This is a genomic window from Cellulosilyticum sp. WCF-2 (assembly GCF_003990395.1).
GTDB lineage: Bacteria > Bacillota > Clostridia > Lachnospirales > Cellulosilyticaceae > Cellulosilyticum > Cellulosilyticum lentocellum.
Map to the genome: position 1 here is coordinate 3115959 of NZ_CP034675.1, position 17972 is coordinate 3133930.

The following is a 17972-nucleotide window of genomic DNA, read 5'->3' on the forward strand; positions in this document are numbered from 1 at the left end:
AGAAAGGATTTCATATGAGTGTCCTGCGTAATAGTATCAAAACATTTAGTCTCTTAGTGGGTGCTACACTTCTAGCTTACCTTTATACTAAGGTAACTGCAAATCATACAAATGTAGCTATTATTTATATACTAGCTATTTTTTTAACAGCACGTTTCACATCGGGATACTTTTGGGGAATATTAGCTTCTATTATTGGAGTTGTTGGAGTCAATTATTTTTTTACATATCCTTTTTTACAAATTGATTTTACAATTAATGGCTATCCCGTTACATTCTTAGGTCTACTAACTATTGCATTCATTACAAGTGGTATGACAGCTCATGTTACAGAACGTAATAAAATTATTTCCGAACGTGAAGAAATGACACATAAACTTAATGATATTAATAATCAGCTATTGATAAGTGATCGTGTGGATCAGATTATAGAACTTACTTTAAATACAGTAATCGATTTTACTAAAAGCTCAGTTATTTTTCATAAAACTGATCCTTTAAAAAAAATAAATTATATAGAAAAACTTTATTCTGATGAAGATCGTGAGATGTTAACAACACCCCATGAACTAGAAAGGGCACATTGGGCCTTTTCTAAGGTACAAAATTCAGACTTTTCATCATCAGATATTGCCTATGGCAGCGGTCTTTATCTTCCACTGATTTCTCATGAACACATTTGGGGAGTTATTGGTATTTATCATTTTCCTACTACTCTCTATAAAAATAATACATTGACTTTATTAAAGCTCATGCTTACACAAGTAGCTATGGCTATTGAACGTCAGCATTTAGTGGATGAACATCATCAACTAGCATTGGAGACAGAAAAAGAAAAAATGAGAGCCAATTTACTTCGTGCTGTATCTCATGATTTGCGTACTCCTTTAACAAGTATTATTGGTGCTGGAGCAACTTATTTGGAAAATAAGACTTACTTAAATGATGAAGAACAAGACGACTTAGTTAAACATATTCTTGAAGATGCTAATTGGCTTCTTCATATGGTTGAAAATTTACTATCCATCACTCGTATTAAAGAAGGTCAAGTTAAAGTGAATAAAACACCTGAACCATTAGAAGAAGTGGTCTCTGAGGCTATTTTAAGATTAAAAAAGCGTTATCCTAAAAGTAATGTTAATGTTAAAGTCCCTGATACTTTTTTAATGATTCCTATGGATGCTACACTTATTGAACAAGTGATTCTCAACTTGTTAGAAAATGCCCTTAAATATGCTCATAGTAAAAAACCTATTGAGCTTATTGTAACGGATGATACTACTCATGTAACCTTTAGAATTATTGATCATGGCATAGGATTAGCTGAAGAACAGTTAGAAGGTATTTTTGATGGAAATGCTCTTAATCCAAAAGCTCAAAGTGATTCTTCTAAAGGTATGGGAATAGGCTTATCTATTTGTAAAACTATAGTTTGCGCTCATGGTGGAAGAATTTCTGCTCAAAATCATATTGCTGGTGGTGCTGAATTCATCTTTACACTACCAAGCCAAGGAGGAAGTATTCATGAACAAAACGTCTATACTCATTGTTGAAGATGAACAAAATATTTGTAATTTCATTGCTACAACTCTTAATGCCCATGAATATAAAACATTAAGATGTCAAACAGGTAAGGAAGCACTGGCTATTATCCCTTCACACTGTCCAGATCTTATTTTGCTAGATCTAGGTCTACCTGATATGGATGGGCTAGAGGTATTAACTTCTGTACGCGAATGGTCTTCTACGCCTATTATAGTCATTTCAGCTAGATCACAGGAAGCAGAAAAAGTTCAAGCCCTTGATTTAGGGGCAGATGACTATATTACCAAACCCTTTGGCACTTCTGAACTTTTAGCAAGAATTCGTACAGCTATTCGCCATAGCTTAAAGATCAGTAAAACCAATCAAGGCGCTAATATTTTCAAAGCTAGTGATTTAACCATTGATTATGATAAGCATATGCTCTTAGTTGGAGATGAAAAAGTTCACCTCACCCAAATTGAATTCAAGCTCATTTCTCTTTTAGCACAACACGCAGGTAAAGTACTTACTTATGACTATATGATAAAAAAAATCTGGGGTCCATATGCTGGTAGTAATAATCAAATCCTACGTGTTAATATGGCTAATATTCGAAGGAAAATTGAACAAAATCCAGGCGATCCTAAGTACATTTTTACAGAAGTAGGTATTGGTTACCGTATGATAGAAGAAGAAGGAGAAAGCACACATTAAAATAGTGCTTTCTCCTTCTTCTTCTATCAATTAATTACATGAAACTACGCCCGTTTCTCCATCTAATGTGACAATTGCTCCAGATTTTAATATTTCAGTTGCTCCCTGTGCCCCCAAAATAATAGGAATATCTAAGCTTAAACTAACAATAGCCGCGTGTGAATTCATGCCATCTTCTTCTATAATTAAGCCAGCAGCTTGTTTAAGTTCTTCTATAATATGATTACTTGTTTTAGGCATTACTAAAATATCTCCCGGTTTAAAATCACTTTTCACTTCTTCTTCATCTTTACAAACACATAAGCTGGCACAAACAGTCTTATGAATCATTCCTCTCCCCTTTAAAAGAATATGTCCTATGACTTGTACCTTAATAAGATTGGTCGTTCCAGCTATACCTAAAGGTACTCCGGCTGTTAATACCGCAATTTCTCCTGGCTTTACATAGCCTACTCTTTCAACCGCTTCAGCAGCATGCTCAAATAAGTCATCTGTATTCTTTTCTTCTTTTATAAGTAATGGCATGACACCCCATGATAAATTAATTTGTCTACAAACATATTCATATGTGCTACAACCAATAATGGGACAATCCGGTTTATACTTTGCAATCATTCGAGCAGTCTTACCAGATTTTGTTACTGTAATAATAGCTGCTGCATTAATGTCATGTGCAGTTGTGCAAGTAGCATGAGAAATAGCGTTAGTTACATCCGGATTAGTCAAACAATCTCTATTTTTAAAACGCTGTCTATAATTAATATCTTGTTCTGCTCTTTCTGTAATTTTAATCATTGTTTGTAATGCTTCAACTGGATATTTACCTGCCGCTGTTTCGCCTGATAACATAATAGCACTGGTTCCATCATAAATAGCATTGGCAACATCTGTAACTTCTGCACGTGTAGGTCTAGGATTTTTCATCATAGAATCTAACATCTGTGTAGCAGTAATAACAGGTTTCTCTGCATTACATACCTTGCTAATAATTTTCTTCTGAATAACTGGAATTTCTTCAATAGGTACTTCTACCCCTAAATCTCCTCTGGCTACCATAATACCATCTGATACACGAATAATATCATCTATATTTTCAATACCTTGTCTATTTTCTATCTTAGCAATAATATTAATGGTATTACATTGATAATCACTTAGTATTTTCCGAATCTGTATAATATCCTCAGCTGTTCTTGTGAAAGAAGCTGCTATAAAGTCTACACCTTGCTCAATTCCAAATACAATATCTGAGTAATCTTGCTTGCTGATAAAAGGCATAGATAAATGAGCCCCTGGAATATTAACTCCCTTATGACTAGATAAAATTCCCCCATTTTCAACATGACAAATAATATCTTTATTTGTTTTACTGGTTACTTTAAGTTCAATAAGTCCATCATCTAATAAAATCGTCATGCCTTCTGAAACATCCTTAATAAGTTCGTTATAGGAAATTGATACTTTTGTTTCATTTCCTTTAAGTGCTTCTGTTGTCAATGTAAAAACTTGATCCTTTTTAAGCTCTACTTCTCTTTCCTCAAAATCACCAATACGAATTTCAGGCCCTTTTGTATCTAATAATAAAGCAACTGGTAAATTCAGTTCTTGTCTTAACTTTTTCACTAATGAAATAGTTTGTTGATGTTTTTCGTAAGTACCATGTGAAAAATTAATACGCGCAACATTCATACCTTCAAGAATTAACTCTCTTAATATTTGTTCATCATCTGTAGCAGGTCCTAGTGTACAAACTATTTTCGTTTTTCTCATCTTTTCATCCTTCTTGTTGTAATAATTTATTATATTATCAATTTTCATGGAATTATATCATATGTTTTTGAATGTCTCAATAGAACGAATTTATCCTTAACATTTTCTTGATGTTGGTTTTAAATCAATTATTTATAAGTTTTATATAAATTGAGGAGAGAAAATCCTTGTGTTTGATTTATTTATATCTCCTTAAACTGTTCGCGAAACACAATTATTAGACAATTAATAAAAGGATATCTAACTGATACCCTTTTATTAATTGTCTAACTACTTATAAAATAGCTCTAATATGAAGACCTGGACGTTGTGACAAATCTATAAATTGCTGTGAGACTTGTACGACTGGTTTTGATAGCGCCGCTTTGTTAATCATAATCACTCTCGCTTTTTGTCCATTACTCAGATACACATCATGATTAATATAGGATTCAGATGTACGCTCTAAAAAAGGAAGCAAAAATTTAGGATCGAATTTTTGCAATCCATCGGATTCGAAAAGTTCTATAACATCAAATGGACAAAGCCCTGCTCTATAGACCCTGTTAGCTGTCATTGCATCGTATACATCAGCTACTGCTACAATCTTAGCAAAATCAATGATTTGCTCACTTTTCAAACCATCTGGATATCCTGTACCGTCACATTTTTCGTGATGCATTAGTGCAGCCAACTTAATACGTTCATCAATATTTTGTTTCTTTAAAATTTCATATCCCCTATAGGCATGAGCTTTAACAGTAGTAAATTCTTCTGCTGTTAGTTTACCAGGCTTTGTAATCAATTTCTTAGGAATGCATAACTTCCCAACATCATGTAGCAGTCCACATAAACTTAATAGATAGTTATCTTCCTTCGAGAAATTGAGCCACCCTCCAATAACATGACAAATCAATCCTACATTCAGGGAGTGTACATACGTTAAATCATCATACTCTCGCATACACTGTAGCATTTCAAACATACTTGATCCCGTTACATTTTGAGCTAGTAATCGATCTAGTTCATGTGTCAATTTAGGAATATCAATTTCTTTATTATTAGTAACAACTTCATTAATATCCTTTCTGAATTCATCAACTGATTTAGAAAAATCAACCTGAAAGCTCTTAAATGTTTTAGTCTGTCGAACACGATCTAAATAAGTCATTTGTTCATCAACAAATGTGTCTATTTCTTTTCTATAATCATAAACACCTATTTGATTAACACCATGAAGCTTTAATTTTATAATGATTCTAGGAGTCAATGCGGTATCTTCAGTAACAAGCAAAAGTCCCATACTATCATAGATATTTTCTGCTATCGTCATATTGGCTCTGGCATAGTGTATAGGTATCTTTCTAATCTGCATATTTTCCTCCCCATTCACGATGTATAGATTCAATCTTACATTTATTTTATACTTTTCAAAATTAAACTTCAATAAATTTAAGTTTTTCTATTTAAAATCCACTTTATATAAAACAAAAATAGACATATATTGCCTATAGGTAGCAATATATGTCTATTTTATTAATCATTTTCATTTAGTATTTTCTCATAATCATCTAAGAATTGGTAGGATTTTTCTTTTTTATGATATCCAATAACAGTTTCTAAATTAATGTCATGTACACTTCTAAAAATATTCATTTCAATATGAGGATTAATTTGCCTAAATTTCTTAATTAAATTTTTCATTTCTTGACGCTTAGATCCTCCTCCTTGCCCACTTACACTGCAGTGTTCAGTTAAGCGACAAGCACATTGAATAAAACTTAACTCATTGTATCGCACCCATGCAACAATATCTGCTTCTTTAACTAAGTAAAGTGGTCTAATAAGTTCCATCCCTTCATAATTAGTACTATGAAGTTTTGGCATCATCGTTTTAATTTGCCCACTATAAAGCATACTCATCAAAATAGTTTCTATTACATCATCAAAATGATGCCCTAATGCAATCTTATTACATCCCAAGTCTTTAGCTTCTTTATATAAGTAACCTCTTCTCATTCTGGCACATAAATAGCAAGGTGTATCCTCAACTTCAGCTACCACATCAAATATAGGTGATTCGAAAATAGTAATAGGAATATTTAACAGCTTTGCATTATCTTCTATTACTTTTCTATTATAAGGATTATAACCAGGATCCATAACCAAGAACACTAACTCAAACTTAACTTGCCAATGCCTCTGAAGTTCCTGCATGCACTTAGCTAGGAGCATTGAATCCTTACCACCGGAAATACATACAGCTATTTTATCTCCATTCTGAATAAGGTTATAATCATTAATACCATTTACAAAACGCTTCCAAATCTCTTTACGATATTTTTTTATAATACTTTTTTCTATTTCTTTATATTTTTCCATTATTTCATCCTTACTTTTTAAGTTCATTATAGCATTGTTCAAAAATCTGAATAAAAGCTTCTACTTCTTCCTCTGTTGTCAAGTAGCTTAAACTAATCCTTAATGTAGCCAGTGCTCGTTTACGGTCTTTTGTTAAAGCATAAACTGGACGTGAAGGTGTATTAGCTGTAGAACAAGCAGATTTTGTTGAAACAAAAACCTCTCTATCCGCTAGTTTCTGTTGAAACACATAAGGTTTAATGCCTTTAATACTCAAATTCAAAATAAAAGGTGAGGCTGCTTCAGGACTATTAATCATAACATCATTATATCCTTTTAGCTTTTTTCTTATCAACTGATTTAACATCATTACCTTATTATAATATATCTTTTGATCTTCTTTTATTAAATGTATTGCCTTTTCAGCTGATAAAATAAGAGCAGCTGTAGGTGTTCCGCTACGATAGGTTGTTGTACTAATACCGCCGTGAATCAATGGCTCTATATGAATTGTTTCCTTTTTAATAAGAATACCTATACCATGTAATCCAAAAAACTTGTGAGGTGCTAGTGTTATTAAATCAACCTTTTCTAAATCTACTTGTATTTTTCCTATAGCTTGCGTTGCATCTACATGAAAATGACAATTAGGATACTCTGAAATCATTTCCCCTAAGTCTGATATATCTTGACAAACACCTAACTCACTATCAACAGCACCAATAGAAACTAAAATAGTATCAGGTCTTAATAGCTCCTTTAAGTGGTCTGTATCTACTTTACCATTAGGTAACAGATCAACATAATCAATTTCATAACCTTGCTGCTCCAAATAAAGCATAGGCCCAGTTACAGATGAATGTTCTAAATAAGTAGTAATCATATGCTTTCCATAACGTTTATATTCATTAGCTATTCCTTTAATAGCCAAATTATTGGCTTCTGTTGCTCCAGAAGTGTATATAATTTCTTCTGGTTTAACCTTTAGATAGCTAGCTATCTTTTCTGTTGCTTCTGTAATAGCTAATTTTGCTTCTTTTCCCAACTTATGGCCTGCATTAGGATTAGCTACATAAGTTTTTGTTGCTTCACAGAAGGTTTTCAATACTTCCTCTCGTACAGGTGTATCTGCTGCATAATCTAAATAAATCATTTTAGTTCCTCTCTTACGCTTAGTAACTTTAAATTACTTCTGCTTTAAATCATACGTTTCTTCTAGATTTTTGTCAATCAACTTATAGATCCCTCTAAATATCCTGCATACTAAAAGCGCTAGCAGATTATCTACTAGCGCTTTTGAAATTACTTCATTTTTAACCTTACATTTTTTCGTGGAAAGTACGGCTAAGAACATCTAATTGTTGTTCTCTTGTAAGCTTAATAAAGTTTACAGCGTATCCTGATACACGAATTGTAAGTTGTGGATACTTTTCTGGGTGATCCATTGCATCAAGTAATACTTCTTTATTAAGAACGTTTACGTTGATGTGTTGTCCTGTTTGGCCAAAGTAACCATCTAAGATACCTACCATATTTGTAATACGGTCTGCTTCATTATTACCAAGTGTTGATGGTACTAATGAGAATGTGTATGAAATACCATCATTAGCATGTTCGAATGGTAATTTTGCTACTGATGCACAGGCTGCAAGAACACCTTTTGTTTCTCTACCATTCATTGGGTTTGCACCTGGTGAGAATGGCACGCCAGCTTTACGTCCATCTGGAGTAGATCCTGTTTTCTTACCATATACTACGTTTGATGTAATTGTAAGAACAGATTGTGTGTATACAGAGTCTCTGTATGGTGTGTGTTTTCTGATTTCTTGCATGAAGTCTTCTACTAATGATACAGCAATTGAGTCAGCACGGTCGTCATTGTTTCCGTATGCTGGGTATTCCCCTTCGATTTCGAAGTCAATTGCAATACCTTCTTCGTTTCTGATAGGTTTAACTTTAGCATGTTTAATAGCTGATAATGAGTCAGCTGCTACTGCAAGACCTGCAATACCACATGCCATTGTTCTTAAAATGTCTGTATCATGAAGTGCCATTTCAATTCTTTCATAAGCATATTTATCATGCATGAAGTGAATGATGTTAAGGGCATCTGTGTAAACTTTAGCAACCCATGCTTTAGTAATTTGGTAGTTTTTCATTACTTTATCGTAATCTAAGTATTCATCACCTGTCATTGGCTCGATACCTGGTACTACTTTGATACCAGTTTTTTCATCTACCCCACCATTAATTGCATAAAGTACAGCTTTAGCAAGGTTAGCACGAGCTCCAAAGAATTGCATTTGTTTACCAATTCTCATTGGAGATACACAACAAGCAATACCGTAGTCATCACCAAATTGTGGTCTCATCAAATCATCGCTTTCATATTGGATAGCTGATGTATCAATAGATACTTTTGCACAGAAGTTTTTGTAACCTTGTGGGAAATGTTCACTCCAAAGTACTGTTAAGTTTGGTTCTGGAGCTGGTCCAATGTTGTAAAGTGTGTGAAGGTAACGGAAACTATTTTTAGTTACAAGTGAGGCACTCATATCTTCTAACATACCACCAAGTGATTCTGTTACCCATGTTGGATCTCCTGAGAAGAGTTCATTGTATTCTGGCGTTCTAAGGAATCTGATGATACGAAGTTTCATAATAAATTGGTCAATGATTTCTTGAACTTCTTGTTCTGTAAGTTTACCTTCTTGTAAGTCTCTTTCTGCATAAATGTCAAGGAATGTAGATGTACGTCCAATTGACATAGCTGCACCATCTTGCTCTTTAGTTGCCGCAAGATAAGCTAAGTATAACCATTGAGTCGCTTCTCTAAAGTTTTCAGCTGGTCTAGATAAATCAAATCCGTACATTTGGCCTAATTCTTTAAGTTCATTTAAGGCTTTGATTTGTTCTGCTAATTCTTCACAATCTCTCATTGTTTCTGCTGTAAATACTTTAGAACGTTCTTCTTTATCTTTCATTTTGAATTCGATTAATTTATCGATTCCGTAAAGAGCAACTCTTCTGTAATCACCAATAATACGTCCACGACCGTAAGCATCTGGAAGACCAGTAACAACACCTACTTTACGTGCTGTACGAATATCTTTATTGTAAACATCGAATACACCTTGGTTATGTGTTTTTCTGTATTTTGTAAAGATTTCTTTCATTTCTGGATCTACTTCATAGTCGTATGCTTTTAAAGCATTTTCTACAACTCTCATCCCACCAAATGGATGACAGCTTCTTACAAGTGGTGCATCTGTTTGAAGACCAACGATTTTTTCTTTGTCTTTATTAATATAACCTGCTGCATGAGAAGTGATTGTTGCTACTGTTTTAGTATCTGCAAAACAACCTCTTTCTCTTTCTTTTACCATAAGTTCACTAAGTTCATTCCAAAGATCTAATGTGTCTTGTGTAGGACCAGCTAAGAAACTATCGTCACCTGTATATTCTGTATAGTTGTTAACGATGAAATCTCTTACATTAATTTCGTTTTCCCATGCACCTGATTTGAAATTTCTCCAGTATGTCATATGCACTGTAGAAGTGATTAGCCGATTGACTGACCTCTTCTACTTCACCCCCTTTGAAGTAATTTATAATGTCAATTAATTAAGTATAGATAATTTTTGTATACTGTATACATAAATTATCTATACTTATGTTATCATAGAAGGCATTATTTGTGCAATAGAAAGTACTAATTAACAATAATTTTAAATTAATAGAATCATCTATTATTTACTTTAATTCTTCCTTGTTTGCATAGGCTTGTGTACGCGAATGAATGCGCTTTGCGTAGTCAATAATCTTGCGATCATAAGTTTCTACCATTAATGGAGATTGGATTAAAAAGTCTGCTGTTGATTGATTAGTTGCTACAGGGATATCATAAAGTGCAGCAATACGAAGCAAGGCTTTTACATCAGGATCATGTGGTTGTGATGCAAGAGGATCCCAAAAGAAGATCATAAAATCTATTTTGCACTCTACAATACGACAACCTATTTGTTGATCTCCGCCTAGTGGACCACTATTAAATGCAGTAACAGGTAAATCTGTTTCTGCAGCAATAAGCTTAGCTGTGGTACCAGTCCCACATAGAAAATGCCTACTCAATTTATCCTTATTATTTTGTACCCATTCGATAATATCTCTTTTTCTATTGTCATGAGCAATAAGTGCTATGCTTTTTTGTTTTTCCATTTTTACAATCTTATAGTCTTTATCCACTTTTCTTCTCCTTATTCATTTCCTTCTATTTGCTTCATTTTTTTACTATTTACATTATATCGTATTTTTCGATATTCCTCCATATCTTTTCAGCGTTTTATAGTCCTCACTAATCTGATCAATAAAAATGCTTTTTGGTGCTTCTTGATGATAAGAAATATAGAGTTTCTTTTTGGCTCTTGTAAGCGCTACATAAAAAAGCCTCATTTCTTCTCCTAATTGGTGTTCCTTAAGACTCCTGTAAGAAGGAAAAGTTTTATCATTACATCCTGCAATATACACTTCATCAAATTCTAAGCCTTTGGCTTGATGTACTGTAATAATAGGAATACGCCCTTTAAATAAATCACTTTGTTCTATTTCACTATAATGTAATGCTGAAAAAGCTAATAGATTAATAATGTTATCTTCATAAGAAAGTGTTTGGTCCTCTAGTTCATTGATGATGCGATATAAATTTCTGATGGTTTCAATCTGAGATGAATGATAATAACCTTTAAAATCACACTCATTCATTAAGAAGGTTAATCCATCAGTTAAATTGTGTGTTAATAAATAACTTTTGATAGTAGCTAGCTTTTCTCTGTATTCATTGACATAACAGCCATAAGCTTCTATCTTTTCTAAGCGTTCCTGCTTTTTCTCTTCGATATGCTTTAAAAGATGGCTAAGCACTTCACTGGTAGCCAAAATATCTTGCATGGCATTATGTGTAGGTATTGTTTCTGTTACAATCAATTTTGAGAGTGTTTCTAATTTGTGATTACTTAACTTAGGATAAACCTTATAAGCCAAATCTAAAGTATCATATACTTGATATTCTCCTATAGGCTCTAACTTATAACGACTCATCATACTTTTGATAATCTGCAAATCATAATTCACATTATGCCCTACAAGAACTGCACCTTGAATAAAATGAACGAACTGCTTTAAGGCTTCCTTCGGTTCCATTCCTTCTTTTTGTAATAGATCATCAGAGAACCCATGAACATAATACGACTCTCCAACCGACTTTGTCGGTTTTAATAAAATATCAAGCTGATCTACTACACCTTCTTTACCATAACGAATGGCTGCAATTTGAATAACATCATCTTTAATTGTTGATAACCCCGTAGATTCTACATCTAGTACAACAATGTTATTATGAGTATATGCCTCAAATAAAATAGCATAAGGATCTTTTGAATCACTTTTAAACCAATCATGAAGATACATATAACATGATTTTGAGTTTCTTAACTCTCCTAATAACCAATTAGGCATATTTAAATAAGGATGTTGTCCTAACTTCAATAAAGCATGGCCATTTCTGTCATTTATACTATAATCATAAAAAGCTAATAGCTCCTTGACTTCTTTCTTTCTGAAAAACTTAGTATCTTCTATAACTGTACATTCAATCCCTCTTTTATTAAAGGAATAGGCAATTTTCTTTGCATATTCGTTGGTTCTAGTAAGTACTGCTATACTATTGGTATTTTCCATACTTTCCTTAATAGCTATTTCTAATAAACTGATTTCTTCTTCTTTTGTTCCTGCCTCTAGAATTGTAATCTTTTCTCCTTCATTACTTGCCTTAGCAATACATTGCATAGGATATAACCTACTACTAGAAATATAGCCATTAGCAGCTTCTAAGAGATTTTTAGTAGAACGATAATTAATCTTTAGATGAATTTCTAATGGACTAAAGTCCCGTCTGTATTCTGCCGTCATTTGATGAGGATTAGAACCTCGCCATTCATAAATGGTTTGATTAAAATCTCCAAATAAAGAAAGCTGTCTGCCAGCTAATAATTTTAAGATATCATACTCTCTACTACTAGTATCCTGCATTTCATCAACCTGAATCACATCGTATTGTTTTCTCCATTTAGCTAATATTTCCGGCTGTTCTAATAAGTATTTCGCCTCCACAATAAGATCCATAAAGTCAATACAATTATTTTCTAACAAATAACGTCTATACGTATTTAAGAGCTTTAAACCAAAACGTCTTAAAAATGAATCTTCTCTTCTTCTCCCTAATTGTCCTAACTGGTCTTGAGACTTAAAATAATCTTCTACAATCATCTTATAATGATAGCGTTCTTCTAGTGGAAAAGTTAAACTATGCCTTTTTATATCTTCAAAAAAACTTATGATTTGTTGATAATATACAGAGTCATCATTAAGCTTATTAGTTTGTATAATCTTTTCTATAATCGCTAAGCTATCCGCTTCATCAATTAGCGTACATGGAAAGGAAAAGTGAGAGTTCTCTTTTTCATGGTTAATAAGATGATAACAAAACGAATGAAAAGTTTTAATCGTCATTTTTTTTATTTGTTCGGGTATGTAAAGCTGAATACGCTCTTTCATTTCCTTAGCTGCTTTATTGGTAAAGGTTAAACACAGAATTTTTTCCGGTTCTTGTTGATGCTGTACTAAATAAGCTGTACGTAAGGCAATTACTTTTGTTTTACCTGTTCCTGCTGGTGCCAGAACTAATAGGTTTTGATCTAATGTATCCACTACTTGCTTTTGTTCATTATTTAATGCTCTATAGTCTGCATCAAACATACTTTCACCTCTTTTCCTTAGTATTATAGCACAGCTATTTAGCTGTAGCTAATTATTGCTATCACTATGAATTTGTGCTATAATTTGCACCATAAAATTCTAATATTTTACAAAGATAACGGAGAAATTTATGAATACATTAATAGACCTTATTTCACAGGTAACAGAAAATCAGACTTTTATTCGTTGCATCTGGAGTAATCCACGTCAAACGTCTGACTGTAAAAAAATTGTTATGCGACCTATACTGATTAAAGAAACTTTATTTTATCAAATATCCAAAACAATAGGTACCAAAGAATATCATCAAAATCTTTCTTTAGCTGAACTCCAAATTTGGATTTCCGAAAACTGTCACATTTTCAAACAGTTTCAACTCTTCACTACAACTGAAGACTACCATGCTTTAATTAATAAGAAGGGAAAAGCCACGATAAAAAAATCTCCACCTAGCTTAACTCTTCCTGCTTCTCTTTCTCATAATAGACAAAAAAAATATATTTTAGACACGCCCTCTTCTATGCCTTTTTTAAAAGAACTGGGACTCATGGATGACCAGGGGCAAATTAAGCCTTCAAAATATGATAAATATAAACAAATTAATCGTTACCTAGAAATAGTAGCTGATAGTATTACCGAAGTACCTGAAAAAAAGCTACGTATTATTGATTTTGGTTGTGGAAAATCTTATTTGACCTTTGCCTTATATCATTATTTAACTGTTCTTTTAGAAAAGGAAGTAGAAGTGATTGGGCTTGATTTAAAAGCAGATGTTATTGCCTTCTGTAATGACTTAGCCAAAAAGCTTGGTTATACAAAACTTTACTTTCAAGTAGGTGATATTGGAAAATATACAACCAATCAACCCATAGATATGGTAGTTTCCCTTCATGCTTGTAACATAGCAACAGATGCAGCTCTTGAAAAAGCTATTCGTTGGGGAAGTAAGATTATTCTCGCCGTTCCTTGTTGCCATCATGAAGCCTATACACAAATTCAGAATGATGACTTAAATCCTATTTTAAAGCATGGGATTTTAAAGGAGCGAATTGCAGCCCTTGTAACAGATGGACTTCGTGCACAAATTTTGGAAACTGTTGGTTATAAAGTAAATATGATTGAATTCATCGATATGGCACATACACCTAAGAATATTTTAATCAAAGCTATTCTAAAGAAAAACTACCAGTTTGATTCTACTGCTTATAAAGACTATCAAAATGCCTCACATATGCTTCATCTAGACTTAAGCCTTGCTAATATGCTAAATGACCTTCTAGATAAAGAGGTGTAAAATAATGATTCCCCCCCTACTTCATAAAAAACATTTTTTACTTGATATAGAAACAAGTGGTTTGAATAAGCACATAGATTACATTGTTTGTATTGGCGTTACCTTTCTCAATGAAACTGATGAACTAACTCACCATCAATGGATGCTTCAATTACCAGAAGAAGAAAAGGAAATTTTAAGCTGTTTTTTAGAATTTACTCAAAGGTTTTCTCACGTTTATACCTACGGTGGTAAGCATTTCGATTGGCCCTTTCTATTAGCCAGATGTACTTTTCACCAACTTAACCCATCTATGCTCCAAAGTCTTCACCTTATTGATATGAAAAAAAGTTTACAACACTTTGGTGCTACTAGGATTAACTTAGAAGATGCTTTAGGTGTTATACGTCATTCTACTACTTCTGGAAAAGCTTTAGTTAAAGTTTATAGGACTTATCAAGCCTGTGGTGAAACTATTTATAAAACGATTATTTTGGCTCATAACAAAGATGAACTCTCTGCTCTATTAAGTTTTTATGAACTTTATCAAACACTCTATCATCTAAAGCATTTTCACTTCATTGATACGCTAAAATCATCTGTCTCTTTGGATTTTTCTGCCAAGGTGCCCTACCTCTTTACTACGAACTTCCAAGGTTGCTATAAGAATATAACCTTATGTTGGGAATCAGGAACACAAATACTAGGTATTAAAGTAGCATTTTCCTATCTTAAACTAAAGCAGTATCTTACGCCTTATAAGGACTACTATTATATTCCTTCTCAAGGACAGCTACTTCATCGTACACTTGCGCATTTTGTAGCTTCATCAGATAAGAGAAAAGCTACTAAAGAAGAATGTACTATATACAAAGAAGATGATTACATTCCTCTTTATACAACTTATAAGCTTGATATTCCTATTTGGTATGATTCAGCTAATAGCCCTTATCTAAGAGTAAATGATTTTTCTGCCTCTATTTTAGCAGCTCAAGTCTTTTACTTACTTTTTTCCAACAAAAAAACTTCTTAAGTATAGGGGCATTTCCTTTCTTAAGAAGTTTTTAATTTTATTCAGATTTACTTTCTTGCTGTTGTTCTTGTTCCTTTGAAGCCTTAATGAATGCACCTAATTCTTTAATTGCTTCATCCCATGTTTTAGGCTTTTTGTCTAATTGATTGTCCTCACTCACTTGATTTACTCCTTTTAATCATTCCTACTTTTTTGATTTGCTTTTTTGATAGAAAAAAATTTTATTAGGTTCAAATCCATAATCTTGACACATAATAATTTGTTCTGTACTTCCTACAAATAAAATTCCTTCATCCACTAAAGCTTCATTGAATTTATGATAAATCTCTTTTTTAGCTTCTTCTGTAAAATAAATAAGTACATTACGGCAAACAATAAGGTCCATTCCTATCGGATAAGGGTCTTTTAACAAATTATGTTGCTTAAAAGTGATACACTTTTTTATCTGATCAGAAATACGATAACCGCCATTTTCTTCTTTTATATATAAGTCCCTAAATGTTTTGGGCATATTAGTCATATTACGATTGGTATAAAATCCCTCTTGTGCTTTAGCCAATACTTCTTTATCAATATCTGTAGCCAGAATTTGAATCTGATTAAGTGGCACTATTTTAGAAAGTACCATAGCTAAAGAGTACGGTTCATCTCCTGTAGAACAAGCCGCACTCCATATTTTTAGTGTTCGCTTCTTTTCTAATAAAAGTGGAAAAATATGTTTCTCTAAAATGTCCCATTGTGAAGGATTTCTAAAAAACTCCGTTACATTAATAGTTAAATAAGCCACAAAATCTTCAAGTACCTTGCGGTCTTTCTTTAACACATGTAAGTATTCATCATAACCTGAACATAAATGCTTTCTAATAAGCGCATCTATTCGCCTCTTCATTTGATTCTCTTTATAAGCTGACAGGTCAATTCCTGTTAAAATTAAAACCTGTTCTTTAAACCCCTCATAGTTCATCATTCTACCCCTTTAGTGTGTTATTTTTTCTAAAAAACTAATCACTTCTTGAATGACAGAGGCAGGCGTAGATGCCCCTGCTGTAATTCCTATTTTTTCACAGTCACTAAATAGTTCTGACATTAGCTCACTTACATCTCCTATAAAATAACTTTTATCACAGTGCCTTTGACTCAATTCAAAAAGCTTCAAAGAATTAGAACTCTTTTTACTTCCTAAAACAAGCATCACATCTACCTGTTTAGCAATTTCTATCACTTCTTCTTGTCTTTCTTTAGTAGCATTACATATAGTATTAATGTATTCAAAATCAATGCCTTTTTCCTTTAATACACCTACTATCTCATCTACTACCTGCTTTTTATAAGTAGTTTGAGCCACTAAAAGGTATTTTTTATTTGTATGTTCTAACTGAAGCTCATTTAAAGCTTCTTTATCTTTTACGATAAAACAACTTTCATTAGCCCATCCATTAATCCCTTGAATTTCAGGATGATCTTTATTTCCTGCTATAATAATCCCATAGCCCTTTTCAAAATACTGTTGTACATAACGGTGAATCTTTTTTACATAAGGGCAAGTTGCATCTACAATTGCTATCCCCTTTTCTTTGCCTTCTATATAAACTTTAGGACTAACACCATGAGAACGAATAATCAAATTCTTAACTGGTTCATCTCCTATGGTCTCAATTGGCTTTATCCCTTTATCTTCTAATGACTTAATAACTACCTCATTATGAATAATAGGCCCATACGTATATGTCCCTTGACTACTTGCATATTCAAATGCCATATCAACAGCCCGCTTTACACCAAAACAAAATCCAGCTGTTTTTGCAATAATAATTTCCAACTATCTACCCTCCTATAAACGTCTCTTTAATAAATCTATAATTTGTTTTACAATTTCATCAATTGTCATATAAGTTGTATCTACTTCTATTGCATCTTCGGCTTTTTTCAAAGGCGAAATCTTACGATGAGAATCTTGATAATCTCTTTCTTTAATTTCAACTTTTAATGTTTCTAAACAAGGCTTTTCACCTTTTTGTACATACTCCTTATATCGTCTTTGAGCCCTTTCTTCTACAGATGCGGTTAAAAAGATTTTTAATGTTGCATGAGGTAATACAACTGTTCCTATATCACGTCCATCCATTACAACTGATGTGCTCTTAGACATCTCTTGTTGCATTTTAACAAGAGCCTTACGTACTGCGGCATAAGTAGCTACTTTAGATGCAGCAGCCGCTACTTGATTATTTCGAATAAGTAAACTTATATTTTTTTCATTTAGAAAAATTTGTTGTCCCTCTTCTTCTAAAGTAAGTTTTAAATGCAATTCACTTAAGGCCTGTTCTACCTGCTCTTCATTAGTATAGTCAATCCCTTGACTAATACAATAGTAACCAACTGAACGATACATAGCTCCTGTATCAATATAAATACACTGCAGTTGGTTTGCTAACTCCTTTGCAATACTACTTTTCCCTGCGCCTGCAGGTCCATCTATGGCAATTGAAAATGTACTCATCTTAT

At 32.9% G+C, this 17972-nt stretch carries 15 protein-coding genes; 4 read left to right on the forward strand and 11 right to left on the reverse strand.

Going from position 1 to position 17972, the window contains the following annotated elements:
• The first annotated feature begins 14 nt into the window (after positions 1-14).
• On the forward strand, positions 15-1553 hold the full coding sequence (locus EKH84_RS13935) for an ATP-binding protein (protein ID WP_127066775.1): 1539 nt from the start codon (positions 15-17) through the stop codon (positions 1551-1553).
• The gene (locus EKH84_RS13940; protein WP_013657253.1) at positions 1525-2238 is read left to right on the forward strand and encodes a response regulator; all 714 of its coding nucleotides are present in this window, start codon (positions 1525-1527) and stop codon (positions 2236-2238) included. The genes EKH84_RS13935 and EKH84_RS13940 overlap by 29 nt, the downstream gene beginning before the upstream one ends.
• A 30-nt stretch (positions 2239-2268) precedes the next feature.
• On the opposite strand, the gene pyk is transcribed toward EKH84_RS13940, so the two are convergent.
• The 7 genes from pyk to EKH84_RS13975 form a co-directional block, all read right to left on the reverse strand.
• The gene (pyk, locus tag EKH84_RS13945; protein ID WP_127066776.1) at positions 2269-4008 is read right to left on the reverse strand and encodes a pyruvate kinase; all 1740 of its coding nucleotides are present in this window, start codon (positions 4006-4008) and stop codon (positions 2269-2271) included.
• A 274-nt stretch (positions 4009-4282) separates the two neighbouring features.
• Positions 4283-5362 (reverse strand): HD-GYP domain-containing protein, encoded by a 1080-nt coding sequence (locus EKH84_RS13950; protein ID WP_127066777.1) that lies wholly within the window; start codon positions 5360-5362, stop codon positions 4283-4285.
• A gap of 161 nt (positions 5363-5523) precedes the next feature.
• A complete protein-coding gene (locus EKH84_RS13955) occupies positions 5524-6369 on the reverse strand; it encodes a tRNA 2-thiocytidine biosynthesis TtcA family protein (RefSeq protein ID WP_013657256.1) in 846 nt (281 codons plus the stop codon).
• Between the two features lie 10 nt (positions 6370-6379).
• Positions 6380-7501, reverse strand: a complete 1122-nt coding sequence (locus tag EKH84_RS13960; protein ID WP_127066778.1) for a cysteine desulfurase family protein — start codon at positions 7499-7501, stop codon at positions 6380-6382.
• A gap of 166 nt (positions 7502-7667) precedes the next feature.
• Positions 7668-9893 (reverse strand): formate C-acetyltransferase, encoded by a 2226-nt coding sequence (pflB, locus tag EKH84_RS13965; protein ID WP_013657258.1) that lies wholly within the window; start codon positions 9891-9893, stop codon positions 7668-7670.
• A 208-nt stretch (positions 9894-10101) separates the two neighbouring features.
• Positions 10102-10566 carry a methylglyoxal synthase gene (locus EKH84_RS13970; RefSeq protein WP_041713699.1) on the reverse strand — a complete coding sequence of 155 codons (465 nt, stop codon included), beginning with the start codon at positions 10564-10566 and terminating at the stop codon, positions 10102-10104.
• 81 nt (positions 10567-10647) lie between these two features.
• A complete protein-coding gene (locus tag EKH84_RS13975) occupies positions 10648-13161 on the reverse strand; it encodes a 3'-5' exonuclease (protein WP_127066779.1) in 2514 nt (837 codons plus the stop codon).
• Positions 13162-13291: 130 nt separating this feature from the next.
• Between EKH84_RS13975 and EKH84_RS13980 the strand changes: the two genes are divergently transcribed.
• On the forward strand, positions 13292-14455 hold the full coding sequence (locus tag EKH84_RS13980) for a class I SAM-dependent methyltransferase (protein WP_127066780.1): 1164 nt from the start codon (positions 13292-13294) through the stop codon (positions 14453-14455).
• 4 nt (positions 14456-14459) lie between these two features.
• Positions 14460-15467: a ribonuclease H-like domain-containing protein gene (locus tag EKH84_RS13985; RefSeq protein WP_127066781.1), complete on the forward strand. Its 1008-nt coding sequence runs from the start codon at positions 14460-14462 to the stop codon at positions 15465-15467.
• Between the two features lie 37 nt (positions 15468-15504).
• Here the strand turns inward: EKH84_RS13985 and EKH84_RS22645 are convergent, their stop codons facing one another.
• Genes EKH84_RS22645 through cmk form a run of 4 tightly spaced genes read right to left on the reverse strand, consistent with a single transcriptional unit; the run spans position 15505 to position 17967 of the window.
• The gene (locus EKH84_RS22645) at positions 15505-15627 is read right to left on the reverse strand and encodes a hypothetical protein (RefSeq protein WP_256372377.1); all 123 of its coding nucleotides are present in this window, start codon (positions 15625-15627) and stop codon (positions 15505-15507) included.
• 24 nt (positions 15628-15651) lie between these two features.
• Positions 15652-16434, reverse strand: a complete 783-nt coding sequence (locus EKH84_RS13990; RefSeq protein WP_013657264.1) for a CheR family methyltransferase — start codon at positions 16432-16434, stop codon at positions 15652-15654.
• A 9-nt stretch (positions 16435-16443) separates the two neighbouring features.
• Positions 16444-17286, reverse strand: coding sequence for a 4-hydroxy-3-methylbut-2-enyl diphosphate reductase (gene ispH, locus EKH84_RS13995; RefSeq protein WP_127066783.1), 843 nt, complete (start codon positions 17284-17286; stop codon positions 16444-16446).
• Positions 17287-17298: 12 nt separating this feature from the next.
• Positions 17299-17967: a (d)CMP kinase gene (gene cmk, locus EKH84_RS14000; protein WP_127066784.1), complete on the reverse strand. Its 669-nt coding sequence runs from the start codon at positions 17965-17967 to the stop codon at positions 17299-17301.
• Positions 17968-17972 lie beyond the last annotated feature (5 nt).